This is a genomic window from Sorangium sp. So ce834 (assembly GCF_051521425.1).
In the GTDB taxonomy this organism is placed as follows: Bacteria; Myxococcota_A; Polyangia; order Polyangiales; family Polyangiaceae; genus Sorangium; species Sorangium cellulosum_D.
In genome coordinates this window covers 3,700,834-3,722,567 of sequence record NZ_CP150351.1, presented here as the reverse complement: position 1 = coordinate 3,722,567, position 21,734 = coordinate 3,700,834, and the positions used below count along the sequence as shown (strand labels likewise).

Sequence of the window (21,734 nt, the reverse complement as noted above, 5' to 3'; positions counted from 1 at the left end):
CCGGCGCCGGGGACCGCCCGTCGGTGGGAGCGATGCCCGACCTGGCAGGGACGCGGGAGGCGCTGCGCGGCGCCGACGTGGAGCTGGAAGCGACGCTCCAGCGGGCCCTGTCCGAGGGGCCGGCCGATCCCCGCGCGGCGCTCGCGGACGCCGTCCGGGCGCTGCGGCAGGCCGCGATCCCTGCGCAGAACGGGTCCTCGCGTCGGGGCGGCGGCGCGCCCGCGGCCGGCGCCGGCGGCGCCCTCCTGCGCGAGATCGCCGCAGGCGCGGCGCTCGCGGCGGCGCACCGGGCGACCGAGGAGCCGGCAGATCCAGAGAGCGTGGCCAGGGGGCGCCGCGCGCAGGCGGCCCTCTCGGCCGCGCCCGCCCTGACGGAGCGGCTCGTCCCCGCGGAGGTGCTGGAGGCGCGCGCGCCGCGGGCCGAGCCGTCCCTGCGCGCTGCGGTGGAGCGGGCCGCCGCTGCTGGCGAGTCGCTCGCCCGCCGGGAGCTCCAGGACGCCGACCTGCGCGGCTTGGTCCTGTCCGGGGTCGACCTGAGCGAGGCTTCGCTCGAGGGCGCGAACCTGTCCGGCTGTGATCTCTCCGGGGCGAACCTCGCCGGGGCCGATCTCACCCGCGCCCGGCTGGCGGGCGCCCGGCTCCCGAACGCCAGCCTGCGTGGAGCGCGGCTCGCGGAGGCCCAGGCCAGCGGCGCGGTGCTGAGCGGCGCCGATCTCCGGGGCGCGGTGCTCCAGAGAGCGTGGCTCGAGGGGGCGCGCCTGTCCGGCGCCGATCTGCGCGGCGCCGATCTCTTCGGCGCGATCGCGCGGGGCGCCGATCTCGACGGCGCCCGCGCGGACGCTTTGCTCTTCTCGCACGTCGACCTCACCGGGGCGCGCTTCACGCGCGCGAACCTCGAAGGAGCGGTCTTCTTCCGGTGCGAGGCGGCGGGGGCGGACTTCGCCGAGTCGCTGCTCGAGGGCGCCACGCTCACCGGCGTCCGCGCCGAGCGCGCCAGCTTCCGCAAGGCCCGGGCGCGCGCGCTCCGGGTGGATCCGGCGTCCACGCTTCGCGGCGCCGACCTCTCCGAGGCGGCGCTCGATGGGGCGCGCCTCCGCGGGATCGACCTGGAAGGCGCGCGCCTCGACGGGGCCTCGGCGGACGGCGCCGACCTGCGGGGATCGCGCCTGCGCGACGCGAGCCTCACCGGCCTCGCCGGCCACGCGAGCCTGGATGGAGGCCGACCGTGACGCGCGTCGTGCGGCCCATTCGCCTCTCTCTCAACCAGCGCGTCGTCACGATCCGGCGCGCGCACCACCTCAGCGTGGGCCTGATCATGTACTTCCCCCTCGAGGCGCCGGAGGTGGCCTTGCCCGAGGTCGGGATGTGGCAGCAGGTCGCCAGGGCGCTGGGCAAGGACGCGATCCTCGACGAGGGGTTGCCCAAGCCGCGGGGCGAGGTCCTCGTCTTCGGCCGGGCGTACGCCCCCGGCGGGAGGCCGCAGCCGGCGTTCTCGGCGCGGCTCCAGGTGGGCCGCGACGAAGCCCCCCTCGTCGACAAGAGCCTCTATGTCATCGGCAAGCGGCGCTGGCAGCGCGGCGGCCCGACCGAGCCCGAGCCCATCACCGAGATGGACCTCGCCTGGGAGAACGCCTTCGGCGGGCCCGACTACCCGCCCAACCCGAAGGGCATGGGGCTCGCTCCCGTCGACGAAGACGGGGCCCGGGTGCACCTGCTCCCGCGCCTCGAGCACCCGCAGCACCTCGTGACGTCGCCCGGCGATCGGCCGGCGCCCGCGTGCTTCGGGGCGCTCGACCCGACGCTCGCCGGGCGCATGGCCAAGATGGGGACCTACGGATCGAAATGGGTCGAGCAGGACTTCCCCGGCTTCGCTCGGGACCTCGATCCCGAGTACTTCCAGGTGGCCCCCGAAGATCAGCGGCTGCCCGGCTATTTCGAGGGGGGAGAGCCCCTCGTGCTGGAGAACATGCACCCCACGAAGGCGCGCCTTCAGGCCAGGGTGCCCAGCGTCCGCGCGCGCTGCTTCATCCAGCGCGAGGGGGACGCCGCGGCGCGCGGGGATGCGCCCCTGGAGGAGGTCGCGACGCGCCTGGAGACCGTGATCCTCCTCCCCAACGTGGAGCGGGGCGTCGCGATCTTCCGTGGCGTGATCGACGTCGCCGAAGACGACGCGGCGGACCTGGCCGTGCTCCTCATCGCCCTCGATCGCGCCGACGCCCCGAGGCCGGTCGAGCACTACCGCGAGGTGCTCGCGCGGCGGCTCGACAAGGAGAGGGGCCATGTCCACTCCCTGCGCGACAAGGATCTGCTGCCGCAGGCCGATCCGGGCGCGCCGGCCGTCTCCTTCCCGGACGACCGCCTGAGCGACATGGACGAGCTGCTCGCGCGGCGCGGGCACATGGAGCGGCGATCGCGCGCGCGCGCGCAGCGCGAGCTCGATCGAGCGCGCGCGGCGGCGGTGTTGCTCGGCCAGGAGCCGGACGAGGCGCTGCCGGCGGAGCTGCCAGCCGCCCCGGAGCCGCCCGGGCTCGACGAGATGGCCGAGTTCGTGGAGCGCATGGAGGCCGAGGCGGGCGCGCTCGCGAACGAGGCGGAGGCGGAGAGGCTCTCGGCCGAGGAGCAGGCGCGGAGGGCGTGCGCCGACCAGGGCATCGACTTCGACGCGATGGTCGAGAAGGGCCGGCGCGAAGGGGGCGGCCCGCCGACGTTCCGCGCAGCGGAGGAGATCGCGCGCCTCCGCGAGCTCGCGGAGGCGGGCCGCGTGGGGGGCGTTCCGATGGAGGACCTCGAGGCGAAGCTCGCGGATCCGGCCTTCCTCGACGGCCTGCACCGCACCGAGGCGGCGCTGCTCACGTCGTACCGCGCCTCCGCCCACCTGCTTGCGCCCGCCGCGCCGCGGGGCGAGGCGGCCCAGTCCGCCCTCCGCGCGGACGTCGAGCGCGCCCTCGCGGAGGGCGCGTCGCTGGCGCGGCGCGATCTGACCGGCGCCGATCTGCGGGGCCTGCGCCTCGCGGGCGCGGACCTCCGCGAGGCGCTGCTCGAGGGCGCCGATCTCACGGCGTGCGATCTCGCGGGGGCCGAGCTGTCGGGCGCGGTGCTCGCGCGCGCGCGGCTCGAGCGCGCGGCGCTGACCGGCGCCCGGCTCGTCGAGGCGAACCTCGGCGAGGCCGAGCTGGCCGGCGCGATCTTCGAGGGCGCCAGGCTGTCCAGGGCCAACCTCCACAAGGCCCGGCTCGCGGGGGCGCTCTTGTCGAACGCCGACCTCGAGGGCGCAGATCTCTACGAGACGGTCCTCTCGGGCGCGGATCTCCGCGGCGCGGACGCGGACGACGTGCTCTTTTTCCGGGTCGATCTCTCGGAGGCGCGCTTCGCGGGCGCGAAGCTCCGGAAGGCGACCTTCTTCCAGTGCACGGGCCGGACGATCGATTTCAGCGACGCGCTGCTCGAGCAGGCGACCTTCGTGCAGATGCGCGTGGAAGGCGCGTCTTTCCGGCGGGCCCGCGCGGCGAACCTGCGGCTCGTGCCCGCCTCCGCGCTGCCGGGCGCGGACTTCTCGGGGGCCGAGCTCGCCGCGGCGCACCTGCGCGGCGCCGACCTCGCGGGCGCCAGCTTCGAGGGGGCCGCGGCCGACGAGGCGGATTTCAGCGAGGCGAACCTGCGCGGCGCGCGCCTCGCGTCGCTCCGCGGCAAGGGAGCGCGGTTCATCCGGGCCGATCTGACCGACGCGGACCTCTCGAGCGCCAACCTCATGGACGCCATGCTGCAGAAGGCCAAGCTCGCCGGGGCGAACCTCACGCGGACGAACCTCTTCGCCGCGAACCTCCTCCAGGCCAAGGGGGACGAGCGGACGACCTTCGCCGACGCCCACATCAAGCGCGTGCTCTTCACGAGGCAGGACGGATGAACCGCGACGAGTTGACCGAGAGGGTCGAGGCAGGCGAGCCGATCATCGAGGAGAGCCTCGCCGGGCTCGACCTCTCCGGGCTGGACCTGTCGGGGGTCCTCTTCGAGAAGGTCTCGTTCCGGGGCGCGACGCTCGCGGAGGCCAACCTGGAGGAGTCGGTGCTCAGCGCGTGCGACCTCGCCGGCGTCGACCTCGCCGGCGCCAGGGCGCGCCACAGCGCCTGGACCCGGTGCGCGCTGCTCGGCGCCTCGTTTGCCCGCGCCGATCTCCAGTCCGCCGACTTCGTGGAGTGCGACGCGTCGGGCGCCTCGTTCGACGGCGCCGGGCTGACGCTCGGGAACATGGTGAAGGGGCGCGCCGACCGGGCGAGCTTCCGCGCGGCGAACCTCGACCGCTTCGCGTTCGTGGACACCGAGGTGGCAGGGATCGTGCTCGAGGAGGCGAGGCTCCATCAGGCGTGCCTGCTCAACACCGACCTGTCCACGGCGCGGCTGCGCGGCGCCTCGATGCACATGACGGTGCTCGCCGGGGCGCGCCTGCGCGGGCAGGACCTCTCGGGCATGAACCTGACGATGGCGCAGCTCGTGGACGCCGATCTCGCCGGGTGCGACCTGCGGAGCGCCACGCTGATCCAGGCGAACTTCAAGGGCGCAGATCTCACGGCGGCGAAGCTCGACGGCGCGAGCGCCGAACGGGCCATCTTCTTCGGCGCACGGCTCGCGGGCGCGTCGGCCGCGGCGCTCCGGGCGCGCCAGGCGATCTTCATGGAGGCCGAGCTCGAGGCGGCGAACCTCGGCGACGCCGACCTCTACCAGGCCATCTTTCAGCGGGCGAAATGCCCGCTGGCGAGCCTCCGCGGCGCGGATCTCACCTACGCGGACTTCTCGCACGCGAGCGTCGAGAAGGCCGATTTTTCGCACGCGAAGCTCTTTCGCGCTCGCTTCCACCAGGCGCGGGACGCGGGCGCGGTCTTCACGAGCCGAGCCGCGGCGCTCGGCGACGACCAGGAGCTCCTGGAAGCCGAGCGCTGGACGCCGTGAGGGGATCCTCCTTTATCGACAGCGGGAGACAAACGATGCGAGACAATCTGGCGAGACAGCGGATGGAGACCCTCGCGACTCAGGAGGTCGGCGCGGTCATCGGGGCGATGGGCCGGACCTTCCAGGTGCGCGTCGGGTCGGGCGACTACGCGGCGAAGCGCGCGGTGAGCTGCCTCGTCGAGCCGGAGCTCGGCGATCGCGTCCTCGTCGCGCTGCACGACGGGGGGTGCCACGTGCTCGCCGTGCTCGACCGCGAGCGCGAGGCGCCGACGCGCCTCGTGGCCGAGGGGGATCTGCAGGTGAGCACCCCGGGCGGGCGGTTCACGGTCACCGCGGCGGAGGGCGTGAGCATCGTCACGCCGGCCGAGGCGGCCGTGGCCGCGGGCAAGGTGCGGGTCGCCGCCGACGAGGGCTCGCTCGCCCTCGGGGCGCTGACCTACGTCGGCGAGCAGCTCGTCGCGCAGGTGCGCCGGGTGAAGACGGTCGCGCGGTCGGTCGAGTCGGTCGCGGACCGCTGGGTGCAGCGCCTCGACCGGGCGTACCGCTTCATCGCCGAGTCGGAGCAGGTGCGGACGCAGTACTATGAGGTCAAGGCCAAGGCGGCGGTGAACATCAAGGCGGAGGCGACGCTCGTCTCCAGCGGCGAGCTCACCAAGATTGACGGTGGGCAGATCCACCTCGGCTGACAGGAGGCACCGATGTTCGCGAATTCGCAGATGGGAGGCATGGCCCTCGGGGGGCCGGACGTGTGCCTGACGCCTCCGGCGCACCTGCCGGTGCCTTATCCCAACCTGGCGGCGCAGCCGATGGGGGTACCGGCGGTCTACAACGTGCTGCTCACGTGCGCGCCGGCGCACAACATGACGACGCAGGTGCCGCTGACGAACGGCGACAACGCCGGCCTGGAGACGGGCGTCGTCTCGCACACGGTGATGGGCCCCTCGCGGCACGTCACCGCGGCGTTCACCGTGCTCGTGGGCGGCGCGCCCGCCACGCGGATGACGAGCATGACGATGCAGAACTCCGTCAATGCGGTCGGGGTCAGCCTCGTCCCGAGCCAGGTCAAGGTGCTGCTCCTCGCGCCATAGCCCGCCCATGAAAGAGCACAACCGGCTCCGCATCGAGCGCCTCACGGCCCGCTACGCACGGCGCATCGAGGGGGCGCGCGCCCCCGCGGAAGCCGATTTCATAAGTGAATTCGTAGACTTGCGCGAGCGCGTGCTCCGCCCCCCGATGGAGGAGTTCGCCGCCGAGCTGAGGAAGGCGGGCCACGCGCCGCGCATCGTGATCGACGAGGGGCACGACACGCCGAGCATCGAGCTCGCCCTCGGCCTGCGCGAGGCCAAGGCGAGCCGCAACGTGGTCGGCTTCTGCGTCATCCGCTGGACCGGCTATCCGCTCCAGATCCTCGCCTACCTCGAGGTCAACCCCACGCCGTTCGATCTGGAGCGGTTCGCCCGCGCCGCGGACATCGGGCCCGACCGCGTCGAGCAGCTCCTCGTCGAGGCGATCGAGCAGATCATGGTCTGCAACGCGCCCTGAGCGGGGCGGGAGCAGCGGAGTCAGCAGGAGGCGACGGGCAGAGCTCGACGCGGGAGCGAGGGCGCGGAGCCAGCGGCCGGCCGTTCAGCGACAGGGGTGGGTTTCGGGGCTATGCTCCGCGGATGAGTACCCAAGAGCTCAGCGCGGCGAACTTCGAGCAGACGGTCGAGTCGAACGACATCGTCCTCATCGACTGGTGGGCGCCCTGGTGCGGCCCTTGCCGGGTCTTCGGGCCCGTCTTCGAGAAGGCCTCCGAGAAGCACGCGGACATCGTGTTCGGGAAGATCAACACCGACGAGCAGCAGGAGCTGGCCCAGGCCTTCGGCATCCGCTCGATCCCGACGCTGTTCATCTTCCGCGAGAAGGTCCTCCTGTTCGCGGAGGCGGGCTCACTGCCCGCGTCGGCGCTCGATCAGGTGATCGAGAAGGTGCGCTCGCTCGACATGGACGAGGTGCGCGCGAAGATCGCCGAGGAGGAGGCGAAGGGCGCCGCCGACGGAGGCCAGGCCGCCGAAGGGTCTTGAGGGCCAGGCGGCCGCGAGGGGGCGCCGGGCGCCGGCGGGAGCGCCGGAGTCGTTCTACCGGGATTGGCGCGCTGACGCCGCGAGGAACGCGGCCAGCCGCGACGCGGCGTTCTCCCGGAGGTTCATGAAGAAGAGCTGGAACTCGATCGCGTGGTAGTTCTCCTCGCCGAGCACGCGATCGAGGATGCGGCTCGGCAGGTCCCGGGGCGTTTCGCCGACGTCGTGCACGATGAGCGTGCCGTCCACGCACTGGGCGTCGCCCGCGAGCCTCGCGCGCGGCGCCCTGTCGTCACTCTCGAGGAACACCGCGCCGAGGTTCAGGTCCGCGGGCGCGCGGGCTCCGTCCGTTCGCCATGACAGCGGGTTGGTGCAGAGCCGCTCCCGCGGGTCCGGCCGGTGCATCTCGAAGTCGCTCGGCACGTACGCCGCCCCGCGCGCGTTCCACGCGACGGCGCAGCGGACGTCGTCGGCCGCCCGGCACGGTGGAACGTCGGGCGCGCGCTCGCGCAGCCCGTCGACGGTGACGGCGCCGCCGATGAGGTAGGCCGCCACGAGCTGGTCCCGGAGCGCGGAGCCGGAGATGGCCTCGCGCAGCAGCCGCTCGGCCATGACGGTCCCCTGGCTGTGGGCGGCGAGGAGGAACGGACGGCCGGCGCCGCGCCTCGCGTTGAAGGCGTCGAACGCCCGCCGGACATCGCCGTAGGCCACGTCGATCGCGCGGTCCCCGTCGGCGGAGGATCGCGTGAACGCCATGCCGTTCGCCTGCCGGTACCGGGGCGCGTACACCGCGCAGCAGCCGTTGAACGCCGTCGCCTGGATCCCCGTGGCGCCTCGATCGGTGGCGTCGTTGACGGCTGTGTCGTTCGTGTCGGCGTTCCAGGAGCGGCCCACGTAAGAGGTCGAGTGAACGTAGAAGACGTCGGCGGCGGCGCGGCGCTGGTCGACCGCCGGCGCGGCGGGCGGCGCCGCGTCGCCGGCGTCGTCGCGCTCCGGGAGCGCGCTCCAGCTCCGCGGCTCCGCGTAGTCCGGCGCGGGCGGGAGCGCCGCCGCGTCGAAGGGAGCCCCCGGCGTCAACGCGCTTCGAGTCAGCGCGCCGACGTTCAGCGCCGCGATCGCCCCGCAGGCGATGACGCCCAGCGCGACCCGGAGCGCGATCCTCACCGATCTCTTCATGGGGATACCTCGCCTCGGGGCATCTAGACTACGTGGTGGTCTTGGCGCCGCGGTAGTCGGTGGCCCCGGGGATGGCGGGCAGCCAGGGAACGCGGTGCACGGTCCAGAGCTGGAACGACGGCGGCGGCAGATCGCCCGGCCGGTCCATCGTGCCGAGGAAGATGTCGAGCTCCCGGGCCCCGTCACGGCGCCAGAAGAGCGACGAGCCGCAGGTCGCGCAGAACTGGCGGACCGCGAGGCTGGACGACCGATAGGTCGCGGGGGCGCCGGAGAGCAGCTCGAACTGCTCGTCGGGATAGGTGGCGAACGACGGCATCGGCGCGCCGGTCTGGCGTCGGCACTGGCTGCAGTAACAAACGTTGACGCTCACCGGCGCGCCGCGGGCGCGGTAGCGGATCGCGCCGCACAGGCAGCCGCCGGTGTGGTGAGCCTCGGTCATGGACGTCGCCTCCTTGCTCCTGGAACTCGCGCTCGCCAGCCTGGCCCCTGCCGGCGCACCGCGCAACCGGCGCGCGGCGCGGCGGCGGGGCGGCGCGGCGGCGCGTCACGCAGCGACGCGGAGCGGCCGGCAGAGCGCGAGACCGAGGGCGCAGCCGACGGCGTACAGCGCGAAGTCGGCGGGATCGAACCCGCCGTTCGCGCCGAGCAGGAGCCGCCCCGGGGTGGTGCTGCGCGCGGCCCACAGCCAGGGCAGCTCGCTCAGCTGGAGCAGCTCGATCGCGCACGTCGCGGCGAAGACCGCGAGCGAGAGCCGGTGGGTGCGGGCGGAGATCCACACGAGCTGCGCCGCGGCGATCCACACGACCTCATAGAGCACGGCGCCGGCGCTGTTGCGCAGCCAGACCGGACCGCCGTGGAACCGGGCGATGAGGCCCACGGGAACGACGGCGACGATGAGGAGGGCCAGCGCGAGGCGCTTGCGGGCGGCTTCCGGCATGCGCCGAGCCTAACCGCAGCCTCTCCGCCAGTGCAGCTCCCGGCAGCCGGCCGTTTGGAATTGACAAGCAAAATGTAAACGCTCACAATGCGGTCCTCAAGGGCATCTTTGCTTCGCACCGATCGTGGCAGAATGATGCCTGACCGACGCGGAGGCTCGCGTGATGTCCCGCGAGACGCGAGCCATGGGCCGAGTTCCTTACCTCACTGGCCGGTTCGACCGGCTCGGATCTGCACCGTTTGCAGCAGGAGCGACGATGAAGCTTGCGAGGTTTGCCGCCGCCGCGGTGGCCATGGCCCTGGCCGCGGGCATGAGCGCCTGCGACTCCAGCGAGAAGACGGCCGACAAGGGTGCGTCCGGCGCCAAGACGAGCGCCCTCGTCGGCGTCAGCATGCCGACCAAATCGTCGGAGCGCTGGATCTCCGACGGCAACAACGTCAAGGCGACGCTGGAGAAGCTGGGCTACCAGGTCCACCTGCAGTACGCGGAGAACGACATCCCGACTCAGGTGAACCAGATCGAGACCCAGATCACCAAGGATGCCAAGCTGCTCATCATCGCCTCCATCGACGGCACGGCGATCACCACGCAGCTGCAGCAGGCGGCGGACAAGAAGATCCCGGTCATCGCGTACGACCGGCTCATCCGTAACTCGCCGAACGTCGACTACTATGCCACCTTCGACAACTACAAGGTGGGAGTGCAGCAGGCCACTTCGCTCCTCGTGGGCCTCGGGTTGAAGAAGGAGGACGGCTCCGACGGCGCCGCCCAGGGTCCGTTCAACATCGAGCTGTTCGCCGGCTCGCCCGACGACAACAACGCGACCTTCTTCTTCAACGGGGCCATGGACACGCTCAAGCCCTACATCGACAAGGGCACGCTCGTCGTCAAGAGTGGTCAGAAGGACTTCAAGACCGTGGCCATCCTCCGGTGGGACCCGGCGACCGCGCAGAAGCGCATGGAGGATCTGCTCACCACGACGTACACCGGCGGCGCGAAGGTCGACGGCGTGCTGTCGCCCTACGACGGGCTGTCCATCGGCATCCTGTCGGCGCTGAAGAGCAACGGCTACGGCGCCGGCGGCCAGAAGTACCCGATCGTCACCGGGCAGGACGCCGAGAAGGCGTCGGTCAAGTCGATCATCGCCGGCGAGCAGTTCGCCACCATCTTCAAGGACACTCGCCAGCTGGCAGAGGTCACCGTGAAGATGGCCGACGCGGTGCTCAAGGCCGGCAAGCCCGAGGTGAACAACACCAAGGACTACGACAACGGCAAGAAGGTCGTGCCGTCGTACCTGCTCGAGCCGATCATCGTGTACAAGAGCAACTACAAGAAGGTGCTGATCGACAGCGGTTACTACAAGGAGGACGAGCTCAAGTAGCCGCGTCGCGGCACCGGCCGCGCAGGGCCGGCCGGCCTCGAGCGGCGCGATCGCCGCAGGCCGGCGGGCCGCCTGGGACCGCAGCCGGGCCAGCGCCGCCCGGCTCGCGCGCGCGACCCCCCTCAAGGAGGCAGACCGGGATGGCCGACGACGCGATCCTCGAGATGCACGGAATCACCAAGACGTTCCCGGGTGTCAAGGCGTTGCAAGACGTCAGCTTGTCGGTGCGCCGCGGCGAGATCCACGCGATCTGCGGCGAAAACGGCGCCGGCAAGTCCACCCTGATGAAGGTGCTCTCGGGCGTCTACCCGCACGGCTCGTACGCGGGTGAGATCTACTTCGACGGCGAGCTCTGCAAGTTTGGCAGCGTGCGGGACAGCGAGAAGCGCGGCATCGTGATCATTCACCAGGAGTTCGCGCTGAGCCCCCACCTGTCCATCGCCGAGAACATCTTCCTCGGCAACGAGCGGGTCCACCGCGGGCTGATCGACTGGAACCGCACCAACGCGGAGGCCGAAGTCCTCCTCGCCCGGGTCGGGCTGCCGGAGAACCCGGTGACTCCGGTGATGGACATCGGCGTGGGCAAGCAGCAGCTGGTCGAGATCGCCAAGGCGCTGTCGAAGCGAGTCCGGCTGCTCATCCTCGACGAGCCGACCGCCGCCCTCAACGACGACGACTCCGCGCATCTGCTCGACCTGATCCGGGGGCTGCGCAATGACGGCATCTCCTGTGTGATCATCTCCCACAAGCTGAACGAGATCGAGGCCATCGCCGATTCGACGACGATCCTGCGCGACGGGCGGACGATCGAGACGCTGGACATGAAGAGCGGTCAGGTGACCGAGGACCGGATCATCGCCGGCATGGTCGGCCGGGATCTGGAGCACCGCTTCCCGCCGCGCGAGCCCAAGATCGGCCCCGAGGTGCTGCGGATCGAGGACTGGACCGTGCACGACCCGACCCGGCACGGGCGGGTGGCCGTGTCGGGCGCGAGCCTCATGCTGCGCGCCGGTGAGATCGTCGGCCTGGCCGGCCTGATGGGAGCGGGCCGCACCGAGCTGGCGATGAGCGTGTTCGGGGGCAGCTACGGCGTCCGCGCCGGCGGGCGGATGTTCAAGAACGGCGGCGAGATCCGCCTGCGGACGGTGAGCGACGCGATCGATCAAGGCATCGCGTACGCGACCGAAGACCGGAAGGCCTATGGCCTGAACCTGATCGAGGACATCAAGCGCAACGTCTCGGCGGCCGCCCTGCGGAAGCTCGCCGACCTGGGCTGGGTCGACGACAACGAGGAGTACCGCGTCGCCGACGAGTACCGCAAGCGCCTGAACATCAAGGCCCCCAGCGTCCTCACGGTCACCGGCACGCTGAGCGGCGGCAACCAGCAGAAGGTCGTCCTGGCCAAGTGGATGTTCGCGGACCCCGACGTGCTGATCCTGGACGAGCCCACCCGCGGCATCGACGTCGGCGCCAAATACGAGATCTACACGTTCATCAACGCGCTCGCCGACCAGGGCAAGGCGATCCTGGTCATCTCGTCGGAGCTGCCCGAGCTGCTCGGCATCTGCGACCGGATATACGCCATGTCGGCCGGGCGGATCACCGGTCAGCTCGCCCGCGCCGACGCCACCCCGGAACGGCTGATGCAGTACATGACCAAGGCAAAGGAGTAGCGGCGAGATGGCCAGCCTCGCGCCCACCGGCAGCACGGCTCCCACAAGCAAAGCCCTGCCCGCCGACATGCAGTCACCTCCCGAGCGACCGCTGAACCACCGGTTCTCGATCAACCTGCGGCAGAGCGGCATCTACGTCGCTTTCGCGCTGATCGTCGTGCTGTTCACGGGCCTGACCGGCGGTCAGCTGCTGGCGCCCCAGAACATCTCGAACATCATGGTCCAGAACTCGTACATCCTGATTCTGGCCATCGGGATGATCCTGATCATCATCGCCGGCCACGTCGACCTGTCGGCCGGCTCGGTCGTGGCGGCGACCGGCGCGGTCGCGGCCGTGCTGATGGTCGAAAACCACGTGCCCTGGCCCCTGGCGGCCGGCATCACCCTAGTCGTGGGCGCCCTGATCGGCGCCTGGCAGGGCTTCTGGGTCGCCTACTTCCGCATCCCGGCGTTCATCGTGACGCTCGCCGGCATGCTCCTGTTCCGCGCCGTGACCCTCACGATCCTGGGCAACCAGGGCATCGGCCCGTTCCCGGACGAGGTGCGCACGCTGGCCAACGGCTTCACCGAGGGGTACCTGGGCAACATTCGCCTCGGGGCGCTCGGCGGGGCCGACGTGGTCACGCTGCTCGTCGGGGCGGCCGGCGTGGTCGGCATCGTGGCCACCCAGTGGCGCGCCCGGGCCGCCCGGCTCGGCTACAGGCAGCAGGTGGACGCGCTGCCGGTGTTCGTCGCGAAGCTCATCGCCGCGTCGGCCGTGGTGATGTTCGTCCTCGTGCAGCTGGCCCGGTTCAAGAACCTGCCGTGGGTGCTGATCCTGCTGACCGCCCTGGCGCTGGGCTACACGCTGCTGACCAACCGGACGATCTTCGGCCGCCACATCTACGCGGTGGGCGGCAACGTGCACGCCGCGATGCTGTCCGGGATCAAGGTCAGTTGGGTCACCTTCTGGATCTTCGTGAACATGGGCGTTCTCGCCGCGGTCGCGGGGATCATCTTTGCCGGGCGGCTGAACCAGGCGGGCCCGACCGCTGGAATCAACTTCGAGCTGGACGCGATCGCCGCGGCCTTCATCGGCGGCGCCGCCGTGCAGGGCGGCGTCGGCAAGGTGGCCGGCGCGATCACCGGCGGTCTGATCATGGGTGTGATCAACAACGGCATGTCGCTGATCGGCTCCCCGTCCGAGCGGGTGATGCTCGTCAAGGGCCTGGTGCTGCTCGCCGCGGTGGCCTTCGACGTGTGGTCGAAGCGACGCGCCGGGGCGACCCGCTGACCGCCCGCGCCCCGCTTCACTCCATCACGCGCCGCCGCGCGCGGGGCGGAGCGCGAGCGGCGCGGTGCCGGTGAGCAGCCCCGCCGCGAGGGCGACCACGCCGCCGAAGCCGACGCAGGCGCAGCCGAGGGCGCCCGTCAGCGCGGCGACGCCGCACGCCGAGGCCCAGGAGGCCCCGAGCCGGTCCGACCGGCGCAGCGCGCGCGAGAGCAGCACGCCGGCGGCGACCCCGCCCGCCATGCAGGCCGGAACGCAGATGGAGACGCACCCCTCCGGCGTGCAGAGGTGACCGTAGACGCGCGCGGCGTGCGCCGCCGCGAAGGGCACGAGCCCCGCCGCGACGCCGGGGAGCACGCCCCGGCCGAGCTCCCGCCCCCGCCACGAGAGCAGCGCCGCGGCGATGTACAGCGCCGCGCCGATGATCGCGGTGGTGAGCGGACGGTCGCTCATCAGCGCGGCGACGAGCGCCACTGCGAGCGTCGGGGTCGCCGCCCAGGCCGCCTGTCGCGCCCTCCCGCGCTCGTAGGCACGATAGGCCCTCTCCTTCAGGCCGGCGAGCGCCTCAGGTTCCATAAATCCTCCTCCACGCCTCCCGGAGGCGGGCAAATGCGCGCTCGCGGCGCTTGCGAAACGCCGCGCCCGAGACCGAGGGATCGCGATCGCCCTCCAGCAGCGTCGCCCTCAGCGTCTCGCGATCCGCCTCGGCCAGCGCGCCGAGCACCTCGCGCGCCGCGTCGTCCAGATCCCGCGCGATCGCCGCGTCCTCCGGCGTGGGCATGTCGGCCGCGAGCGATGGGAGGTGCTCGTCCGGCGCCTCCCGCGAGCGGGTCCGCCGCCGCCGCGCCGTGCGGCACTCCCACGCTGCGATGGCGAGCGCCCAGGTGAGCGCGTCCGCCTCGGGATCGAACGAGCTGGCGCGGTCGAACACCTTGAGGAGCGCCTGCTGCGCCGCGTCCTCCGCGTCCGCGTCGCCCCCGAGCATGCGGCTGCAGAACGCGCTGATCGCCGGCCAGAGGGCGGCATAGACAGGGTCGAACGCCGCGCGATCGCCGTCGGCGAGGCGCCTCATCGAGGCGTTGAGCAGCGATCGCGCGCGCGGTTCCAAGGGGCTGGGGCCTCAGCCGCAGGGGCAGTCCGGGCACGGGCAATCCGCGCACGGACAGCCGCCGGCGAGCTGCGTTCCAGCATAGGCCATCGCCGGGATGCCGAGGACGGCCGCGAACAGGGTCACCTTGAGCCAACGACGCATGGGAGGTCTCCTTGTCTTCTCCGGCCGGCTGTCCTCACCGGCCTTCCTCGGCTCTAGGCGCGAGCGGGGCCGAGCGTGACACCCGCGCGATCGAAATCGTGGCGACCGGACGCGACCTCACCGACGCGGTGGCGAGGAGCTGCGCCGCCGGCCCGTCGCGGCATCGGCAGAACATTCCGCCGGGCAGGCTCGGCGTGCTAGGGTGGCGCGCCTATGTCCGGCCGCTCGTGGTTCGCTGCCCTCGGCGTGCTCTGCCTCGCATGCACGCCGTCGCGGCACGACGCCGGCTCGGGCGCCGACCCGGCCGGGCGCGCGGGTGTCGCGGTCGCAGAGCCCTCCAGCGAGCGCCCGGCGGCCGACCCCGGCGCCGCCGGGCCGATCGTCACCCCCGAGCCGCCGAAGGCTCCGGCCGCCGCGGCCCCGCTCGCCGCGGTCGAGGCGGCGCCGGCGGCTCCCTCCCGCGTGTACGCGAAGAGCCGCGAGGTGTGGATCCGGTCCGCGCCGAGGCCGAAGGCCCAGTGGATCGGTTATCTCTCGATCGGCGGGTCGGTCCGCCTGAAGAGCCCCGAGCCCGTCCGGGCCTCCGGCGATTGCCCGGCGTTCTACGCCGTCGAGCCCCGCGGCTACGTCTGCGTCGACGGCGAGCGCGCCACCCTCGACGCGGCCGATCCGATGCTGAAGACGCTGAGCGAGCATGCCCCGCTCGTCGATCAGCCCCTGCCTTACCGCTACGGCGAGTCGCTCGGCCTCAAGCGCCTCTTGAACGTCGAAGGCATCGACGCGCCGGCGTGGCCCGCGGGGATGCACGATCTGCGGCACATGCAGGTCCGCCCGCGCTCGTCGGTCGCATGGACGAAGGAGGTCGAGGCCGGCGGGGCGACGTGGCTCTGGGCCTCCGATCTGACGTTCGTGCCGAAGGATAAGGTGAAGCCGTATGAGCCCGCCACCTTCGAGGGGGTCCACCTCGGCGCCGACGAGCGGCTCCCGCTCGTGTTCTTTCGGCGCAAGCCGCGCCCCAAGTACCGCCTCACCGAGGAGAACCAGCTCGCGAAGACGGACGCCGTGTGGGAGCGCCTCGACCGGGTCGGGCTGACGGGCAAGTCGCGGCAGGTCGGCAAGCTGACGTATCTCGAGACCCGCGACGACGGGCACTGGGTGCTCGAGCGAGATGCGGTGGTGATCAAGCCACGGAAGTCGAAGAACCCGTGGGGGCGCCGCATCCAGCTCGGCGGCGCGGCGCCCGCGGCGCCGGCCGAGGGGCCGAGGAACACGTGGATCGAGATCGCCGCGCTCGAAGGCTGGCTCATCGCCTATGAGGACGACCGGCCCGTCTTCGCCACGCTCATCTCGGCCGGGCGCAACGGGGCCGACGACCCGGAGAGCGTCGAGCCGTTCGTGCCGCCCTCCACGACCCCGCTCGGCCAGTACCGCATCAACCGCAAGTGGGTGACGAAGACGCTCATCACCCCTCACGTCGACGAGGACGACTGGATCGAGGCGGAGGTGCCGTGGAGCCAGCACTTCTTCAGCAAGTACCTCCTCCACGCGGCGTACTGGCACAACAACTGGGGCGACGGGCAGAGCGGCGGCTGCGTGAACCTCTCGCCGGTCGACGCCAAGTGGCTGTTCCACTGGACCGAGCCCCCCGTGCCGGAGGGGTGGTACGCGGTCCAGGTCACGCGCAAAGACCCGTCGACGCGCGTCGTGATCCACCGCTGATCGCCGCGGCCGAGCGCGCGGCGCGCCGCGCGGGCGCCCGCGCCGACGGCTACTTCACCGGGACGCAGCCCGCGTCGCCCGCCTCGCCCGCCGCGGCCATGCGCCGCATGCAGAGCTTGAGGCCGGCGCGGAGGTTGCCGACGGTCGTGACACCGGACAGGTCGAGCCCGAGCGCGATCATCGTCTGGGCCACGTTCGACCGGATCCCGGTGACGATCCCCTCCGCGCCCAAGAGCCGGATCGCCTGGATCATCTCGATGATGTACCCGGCCGTGCGCGTGTCGACCGCGTCGACGCCCGTGAGGTCGAGGATCGCGTAGCGGGCGTCCTTGTCCACGATCGCCGTGAGCAGGTTGTCCATCACCTCGGCGATCCGCAGGCTGTCCACCACGCCCACCATGGGCAGGGTCAGCACCTTGTCCCAGACCTCGATGATCGGCGTCGAGAGATCGCTGATGACCCTCTGCTGCTTCTCGATCAGCTCGAGCTTGTTCCGGAGGTCCTGCTCTCGCTGCCTCGCCGCGGTGGCGTCCATGGTGATGCTGACCGCGCCGGGCTCTCCGCCGAGGCGCACGGGGACGAACCATGTCTCCCAGGTGAGGCCGTGCGCCTCGGTCACGGCGTGCGACCCCTTCCCCTCGATCGCCTGCCGTATGGCCTCCGCCGCCCCCGGCGACCCCGCATAGAGCTCGTAGACGCTCTTGCCGAGGAGCTCTCCCGGCCGCACGCCGCCGGAGACCTCCAGCCCCTTGCCGTCGTGGAACCTGAAGATCCCCTCGCGATCGTACCTGCACACGGAGACCGGGAGATTGTCGAGCACGGCCCGGAGGAGCAGCTCTGCCTCTCCGAGCTCCGCCTCGGGCTCATTCTGGATCTCCGCACCCGCCGCGGCCGACGCCTCGTCCCCCTTCATGAGAGCTTTTTACCCCGCCCGCGCGCTGGCCGTCGAGCGTTTGTCGACAGCGGACGGCAAGTTTCGTGAACCCACCGGGGGAAACATCGCACCGTTTGCTGAGCCCGCTTGGCCCTCGAAGACGCGATTCCCGGTGAAGCTGTCGAGGCGTGCGGTCGCCGTGGCGCCGCGCCGCGGGGCCGGGCCCGGCGCGGGTTGACATGGTGTCCGAAACACACTAAGCTTCGTGTCCAGCTCACACGGAGGTCCGAATGTCCGTCGCGTACGAGCACCCACGGCCGGCATTGACGGTGGATTGCGTCGTGTTCGGCCTCGATGAGGAGGATCTGAAGGTGCTCCTCATCCGGCGGGAGCTCGAGCCGTTCCGCGGCCGGTGGGCGCTCCCGGGCGGCTTCGTGCGCGTCGACGAGTCGCTGGACGACGCCGCGCGGCGGGAGCTCGCCGAGGAGACGGGGCTCTCGGGGGTGTACCTGGAGCAGCTCTACACCTTCGGCGCGCTCGGGCGCGACCCGCGCGAGCGCGTCGTGTCGGTGGCGTACTACGCGCTGGTCAAGCTCGGGGATCACCGGGTGAAGGCGGCGACCGACGCCCGCGAGGCCGCGTGGTTCTCGGTGGACGACACGCCGGCGCTCGCCTTCGATCACGAGGAGATCTTCTCGACCGCGCTGGAGCGGCTGAAGGGCAAGGTGCGGTATCGGCCGATCGGGTTCGAGCTGCTGCCGCCGAAGTTCACGCTGTCGCAGCTCCAGCGGCTCTACGAGAAGATCCTCGAGCGCCCGCTCGACAAGCGCAACTTCCGCAAGAAGGCCCTCGGCACGGGGCTGCTCGTGGAGCTCGACGAGGTCGAGCAGGACGTCGCCCACCGGGCGGCGCGGCTCTACCGGTTCGACCGGCGGAAGTACGAGCGGCTGGAGAGGGACGGGTTCAACTTCGAGATCTGACGCCGGGGCCGGTGGGCCAGGTCAGCCGCGTCTTCGCAGGAAAGCCCGGACGAGGGCGGGGACGCCGAAGGCGAGGAGGACGTGAATCACGGCGGCGCCGGCGCAGAGCGCCGCTGCCCGGAGCGGCGCTCTGGATTCGAGCGTCACGATACGGAGCACGTAGCCGAGCAGCGGGACGAACGCGACCGGGGACGGCCCGCGGTGACCCATGATGCGCCGGATCGACAGAAACAGCGAGTACAGGTCGAGCATCAAGCACAGGCCGAACAGCACCCATACCGCGATGTCGGCGACTTTGAGGAAAGAATGCATGGTCAACACATGGTGCCGGAGAGCCAGTCAGGGCTGGTAGATACGCTGGCCGATGACGTGCTTGATCGAGCCGAGCACCCAACCCTCCCTCGTGATGGGCGACACGAGAGAGCCGGCGGGCACCTGGGTCGTGAGCGAGTTGCCATACTTGTAGCCCTGCTGGGCGACTCCCGCCAGCAGCCAGTTGCGCCAGGTCGCTCCGCCCAGCATGACCCAGGAGCCAGAACGGAGGCCGGCGGCGATGTTCGCGGCGGTGTTCCAGTGAGAGACCGTCACCATCGAGCCCTGGGTCGCCGCGGCGATCGAGGTGCCCGTCAGCGCGCCGATGCCGGCTCCCATGAGGGCGCCGCCGATAGCGGACCTGCCCACGCTCGCCCAGTTGACGCACCCGAAGTTGCCGCCGTTGTCCAGGAGCTGAAATCCAAGATCCAGCCCAGCGCCGATCACGCCACCGCCCACCGCCCACCAGATCCGGCCATCCGGATCGATGTTGTTGATCGGATCCTGTCCCGCGTACGCGTACAGGTTCGTATCGCCGCCGCCGAACCCAAGCGGGTCCTTCGCGGCCCACCGTCCGGTCTCCGGATCGTAGTCTCGCGCCCCGAAGCGCACGAGCCCCGTGTCGGCATCATAGAGGCCTCCCGCGAATCCGAACGGCGTGAAGCCCGGGCTGGTGTCGACGAGCACGCGTCCGAACTCGTCGAAGTCCATCCGCTGCGCCACCGAGCCGGTCGCCGAGTCGACCACGAGCCGCGGGCTCCCGAGGTGATCGGTCAGGATACGGTACGTCGCTGCACCCTTGACCATCAGGTCCGGCACGTTGCGGTCTCGCCCGTAGACGAAGCGCGCAACCACGTTCCCCGCGCCGTCGAGCTCCGCGACCGGCTGGAGCTCGCTCCGGTACAGGAAGCCCTGGACCTTGATCCCGTTCTTCTGCTTCCAGACGCGGTGGCCCTCGCCGTCGACCAGGTAATCGATCACCGTACCGTCCGGCAGCTCGACATGTCGCAGGTTGCCGAGCGCGTCGTACCGGTTATGAACGTGGTGTGACCGCCGCCCCGCATTCGCTCTCGGTACGTTGGTGTGCAGCAGCGGCTGTCCTGGCGACGAGCGTCGCGCGACTGGAATCACAGCGGCTCGGGCGGTGGCCAAGGCGGAGGAGCGCGAGCGCGCGGCAAGCAGGCTGCGCCGACTGGAGGCAGCGTCTGCCGCGCGCCGGCGTCCGGCGGCCCAGGCGCGCCGGCGGGATGAGCGACAAGCAAGCGCCCGGAGCGTCGCGCCTCGGCCGCCGGACGCCCCGATCAAGAGGAGAGGCGAGCAGGGATCGGCAGGAAGCGAGCGCGTTGCGGGACGCACGCCAGCGCCCAGCTCATGCGTCAAAAAGGTTGCAAAGATTTCGTCCCATGCTGGCCTTCCTCGCACCGGGCATGGGACGGGGTGAGACGCTGTCTCCCCAGAAAGTGCGGTGCGAGGGGGTCGTTCACCCCGGGGTCGGTCGCTTTCGCGTATGGGCCATGAGCCCGCTGTCATATGTGACCGCCCCACCGGCCCACCCGGTTGAGCCTCGAGCTCGGATAGGTAGGTGCCGTACGACCCGTTGTTCCGTCGGCGTGGTGGCCAGTCGACCGCGAAGGTCAACCACCTCGCCGGGTCCTCATCGAAGGACTCGCTCGCCTGGGCACCCGGGCAGCACGACCCTCCTCGCACCGCTGGAGAGAGCGTATGGACTCTGTCGGCCTGGATGTCCACAAGGATGCGGTCGAAGCGGCCGTGATCGACGAGGCAGGCAAGCTGCGCCGTCGCGTCCGCTTCCCTTGCACCCGCGAGGAGCTCGTACGGTTCGCCAAGCGCTACCTGGGCCCGAACGCCCGTGTGGCGCTGGAGGCGACGAGCCACACCTGGACCATCGTGGAGGTGCTCCGCCCGCTCGCGGCCGAGATCGTCGTCTCCAATCCGCTGCGCACGCGGGCGATTGCCGACGCGAAGGTCAAGACCGACAAGGTCGACGCGCTGGTGCTGGCGCAGCTGCTGCGCGCCGACTACCTGCCGCGGGTGTGGCAACCCGATCAGGCGACGCAAGGACGGCGCCGGCTGACCAACCGTCGAGCGTCGCTCGTGGCCGACAGGACGCGGGTGAAGAATCGCATTCACGCCGTCTTGCACCAGCGTCTGATTCACCCGATGGTCAACGAGCTGTTTGGAACGAAGGGACGCGCCTGGCTGGAGACGCTGGAGCTGGATGGCGCAGGTCGCGCCGCGCTCGACAGCGAGCTGCGGCTGCTCGGACAGCTGGAGTCGGAGCTTTCGCGGCTCGACGAGGAGCTGGCCGTCGACGGGTACGACGAGCCGCGCGTGCGGCTCTTGATGACGCTGCCGGGCGTGGACGTGGCGGTGGCGCAAACGCTCTTGGCGGCGCTCGGAGACATCCAGCGCTTTCGCTCGCCCGACCACGCTGCGAGCTACCTCGGGCTGGTGCCCTCGACCTATCAGTCGGGCGATCCCGAACACGTCTACCACGGGCGCATCACCAAGCAGGGCAAGGGGCAGGCGCGCTGGATGCTGGTGCAAGCCGCGCAGCACGTCGGCAACCACCCAGGACCGCTCGGCAACTTCTTTCGACGGCTCGCCAAGCGCAAGAACCGCAACGTGGCTGTGGTGGCCACCGCGCGCAAGCTGGTGACCATCGCCTACCACATGCTCAAGAACAACGAGCCGTATCGCTATGCGGTGCCGCGCTCGACCGACACCAAGCTGGCCCGGATGCGCGTGAAGGCGACCGGCGAGCGGCGCCGGACCGGGCTGCCAAAGGGACAGCCGCGCCCCAAGGCGTACGGCTCGGGCGTGCGCACCCGCACCGTGCCCGCGCTCGATACGATCTACGAGCGCGAGGGGCTGCCGCCGATCGCGCCGCTGTCCGACGGCGAGCTGCGGATGCTGCGCCAGCAGAAGGTGCTCAAGCACGTCGCGCAGACCAGCCGCCCTCAGCGGCTGCCTCGTCGCGCAGCGACCCCCGCGCGGCCCGAAGCTGCTGGGGCGGCAGCCTCGTCTCTGCGGTCCGCCCGGCCGGCATCCGCCCGGCAAGCGCCAGCGACGACGCGGCGGGCCAAGTCCGCGCAGGCCCCTTCTCCCGGCCGGAGGTCGACGTGAATCGTT

22 protein-coding genes are annotated in these 21,734 nt (G+C 71.4%); 13 read left to right on the top strand and 9 right to left on the bottom strand.

Annotated elements, in window-relative coordinates; all coding sequences use genetic code 11:
• The first annotated feature begins 32 nt into the window (after positions 1-32).
• The 7 genes from WMF20_RS13670 (at position 33) to trxA (ending at position 7,010) form a co-directional block, all read left to right on the top strand.
• Positions 33-1,229, top strand: coding sequence for a pentapeptide repeat-containing protein (locus WMF20_RS13670; protein ID WP_437613861.1), 1,197 nt, complete (start codon positions 33-35; stop codon positions 1,227-1,229).
• On the top strand, positions 1,226-3,904 hold the full coding sequence (locus WMF20_RS13665; protein ID WP_437613859.1) for a DUF2169 domain-containing protein: 2,679 nt from the start codon (positions 1,226-1,228) through the stop codon (positions 3,902-3,904). Before WMF20_RS13670 ends, WMF20_RS13665 begins: the two co-directional genes overlap by 4 nt.
• Positions 3,901-4,944, top strand: a complete 1,044-nt coding sequence (locus tag WMF20_RS13660) for a pentapeptide repeat-containing protein (RefSeq protein ID WP_437613857.1) — start codon at positions 3,901-3,903, stop codon at positions 4,942-4,944. Before WMF20_RS13665 ends, WMF20_RS13660 begins: the two co-directional genes overlap by 4 nt.
• Before the next feature lie 62 nt (positions 4,945-5,006).
• Positions 5,007-5,630, top strand: coding sequence for a DUF3540 domain-containing protein (locus tag WMF20_RS13655; protein WP_020734807.1), 624 nt, complete (start codon positions 5,007-5,009; stop codon positions 5,628-5,630).
• A gap of 12 nt (positions 5,631-5,642) precedes the next feature.
• Complete coding sequence (locus WMF20_RS13650; protein WP_437613855.1) at positions 5,643-6,032, top strand: DUF4150 domain-containing protein; 390 nt, start codon at positions 5,643-5,645, stop codon at positions 6,030-6,032.
• A gap of 130 nt (positions 6,033-6,162) precedes the next feature.
• A complete protein-coding gene (locus tag WMF20_RS13645; protein WP_437613853.1) occupies positions 6,163-6,486 on the top strand; it encodes a hypothetical protein in 324 nt (107 codons plus the stop codon).
• A 122-nt stretch (positions 6,487-6,608) separates the two neighbouring features.
• Positions 6,609-7,010 carry a thioredoxin gene (gene trxA / locus WMF20_RS13640; RefSeq protein WP_129574766.1) on the top strand — a complete coding sequence of 134 codons (402 nt, stop codon included), beginning with the start codon at positions 6,609-6,611 and terminating at the stop codon, positions 7,008-7,010.
• A 54-nt stretch (positions 7,011-7,064) separates the two neighbouring features.
• Here the strand turns inward: trxA and WMF20_RS13635 are convergent, their stop codons facing one another.
• The 3 genes from WMF20_RS13635 to WMF20_RS13625 all read right to left on the bottom strand — a co-directional run bounded on the left by WMF20_RS13635 (position 7,065) and on the right by WMF20_RS13625 (position 9,120).
• Positions 7,065-8,183: a DUF3089 domain-containing protein gene (locus tag WMF20_RS13635; protein ID WP_437613850.1), complete on the bottom strand. Its 1,119-nt coding sequence runs from the start codon at positions 8,181-8,183 to the stop codon at positions 7,065-7,067.
• A gap of 28 nt (positions 8,184-8,211) precedes the next feature.
• Entirely contained in the window at positions 8,212-8,622 is a 411-nt protein-coding gene (locus WMF20_RS13630) for a GFA family protein (protein ID WP_437613848.1), read from the bottom strand.
• Between the two features lie 105 nt (positions 8,623-8,727).
• Positions 8,728-9,120, bottom strand: coding sequence for a DUF2809 domain-containing protein (locus tag WMF20_RS13625; protein WP_129574763.1), 393 nt, complete (start codon positions 9,118-9,120; stop codon positions 8,728-8,730).
• Positions 9,121-9,376: 256 nt separating this feature from the next.
• On the opposite strand from WMF20_RS13625, the gene chvE reads away from it, so the two are divergent.
• The 3 genes from chvE (at position 9,377) to mmsB (ending at position 13,447) form a co-directional block, all read left to right on the top strand.
• Positions 9,377-10,501, top strand: coding sequence for a multiple monosaccharide ABC transporter substrate-binding protein (chvE, locus tag WMF20_RS13620; RefSeq protein ID WP_437613846.1), 1,125 nt, complete (start codon positions 9,377-9,379; stop codon positions 10,499-10,501).
• Positions 10,502-10,641: 140 nt separating this feature from the next.
• Positions 10,642-12,174, top strand: coding sequence for a multiple monosaccharide ABC transporter ATP-binding protein (gene mmsA, locus WMF20_RS13615; RefSeq protein ID WP_437613844.1), 1,533 nt, complete (start codon positions 10,642-10,644; stop codon positions 12,172-12,174).
• 7 nt (positions 12,175-12,181) lie between these two features.
• A complete protein-coding gene (gene mmsB / locus WMF20_RS13610; RefSeq protein WP_437613842.1) occupies positions 12,182-13,447 on the top strand; it encodes a multiple monosaccharide ABC transporter permease in 1,266 nt (421 codons plus the stop codon).
• A 24-nt stretch (positions 13,448-13,471) separates the two neighbouring features.
• Here mmsB and WMF20_RS13605 read toward each other — a convergent pair whose 3' ends face one another.
• The 3 genes from WMF20_RS13605 to WMF20_RS13595 are packed head-to-tail and all read right to left on the bottom strand — an operon-like array spanning position 13,472 to position 14,696.
• Positions 13,472-14,020 (bottom strand): hypothetical protein, encoded by a 549-nt coding sequence (locus tag WMF20_RS13605; RefSeq protein ID WP_437613840.1) that lies wholly within the window; start codon positions 14,018-14,020, stop codon positions 13,472-13,474.
• A complete protein-coding gene (locus WMF20_RS13600) occupies positions 14,010-14,552 on the bottom strand; it encodes an RNA polymerase sigma factor (protein WP_437613838.1) in 543 nt (180 codons plus the stop codon). Before WMF20_RS13600 ends, WMF20_RS13605 begins: the two co-directional genes overlap by 11 nt.
• Positions 14,553-14,564: 12 nt before the next feature.
• Positions 14,565-14,696, bottom strand: a complete 132-nt coding sequence (locus WMF20_RS13595; protein WP_257792777.1) for a hypothetical protein — start codon at positions 14,694-14,696, stop codon at positions 14,565-14,567.
• Between the two features lie 213 nt (positions 14,697-14,909).
• On the opposite strand from WMF20_RS13595, the gene WMF20_RS13590 reads away from it, so the two are divergent.
• Positions 14,910-16,415 (top strand): L,D-transpeptidase, encoded by a 1,506-nt coding sequence (locus tag WMF20_RS13590; protein WP_437613836.1) that lies wholly within the window; start codon positions 14,910-14,912, stop codon positions 16,413-16,415.
• A 49-nt stretch (positions 16,416-16,464) separates the two neighbouring features.
• Here the strand turns inward: WMF20_RS13590 and WMF20_RS13585 are convergent, their stop codons facing one another.
• Entirely contained in the window at positions 16,465-17,328 is an 864-nt protein-coding gene (locus tag WMF20_RS13585; RefSeq protein ID WP_129574757.1) for an STAS domain-containing protein, read from the bottom strand.
• 251 nt (positions 17,329-17,579) lie between these two features.
• Here WMF20_RS13585 and WMF20_RS13580 point away from each other — a divergent pair, with 251 nt between their 5' ends.
• Positions 17,580-18,269 (top strand): NUDIX hydrolase, encoded by a 690-nt coding sequence (locus WMF20_RS13580; RefSeq protein WP_437613833.1) that lies wholly within the window; start codon positions 17,580-17,582, stop codon positions 18,267-18,269.
• 21 nt (positions 18,270-18,290) lie between these two features.
• Here WMF20_RS13580 and WMF20_RS13575 read toward each other — a convergent pair whose 3' ends face one another.
• Both WMF20_RS13575 and WMF20_RS13570 read right to left on the bottom strand, forming a co-directional pair.
• The gene (locus WMF20_RS13575; protein WP_437613831.1) at positions 18,291-18,581 is read right to left on the bottom strand and encodes a hypothetical protein; all 291 of its coding nucleotides are present in this window, start codon (positions 18,579-18,581) and stop codon (positions 18,291-18,293) included.
• 27 nt (positions 18,582-18,608) lie between these two features.
• Positions 18,609-19,562, bottom strand: a complete 954-nt coding sequence (locus WMF20_RS13570) for an RHS repeat-associated core domain-containing protein (protein WP_437613829.1) — start codon at positions 19,560-19,562, stop codon at positions 18,609-18,611.
• A gap of 741 nt (positions 19,563-20,303) precedes the next feature.
• Between WMF20_RS13570 and WMF20_RS13565 the strand changes: the two genes are divergently transcribed.
• Positions 20,304-21,728 carry an IS110 family transposase gene (locus WMF20_RS13565; protein ID WP_437606630.1) on the top strand — a complete coding sequence of 475 codons (1,425 nt, stop codon included), beginning with the start codon at positions 20,304-20,306 and terminating at the stop codon, positions 21,726-21,728.
• The last annotated feature ends 6 nt before the right edge of the window (positions 21,729-21,734 follow it).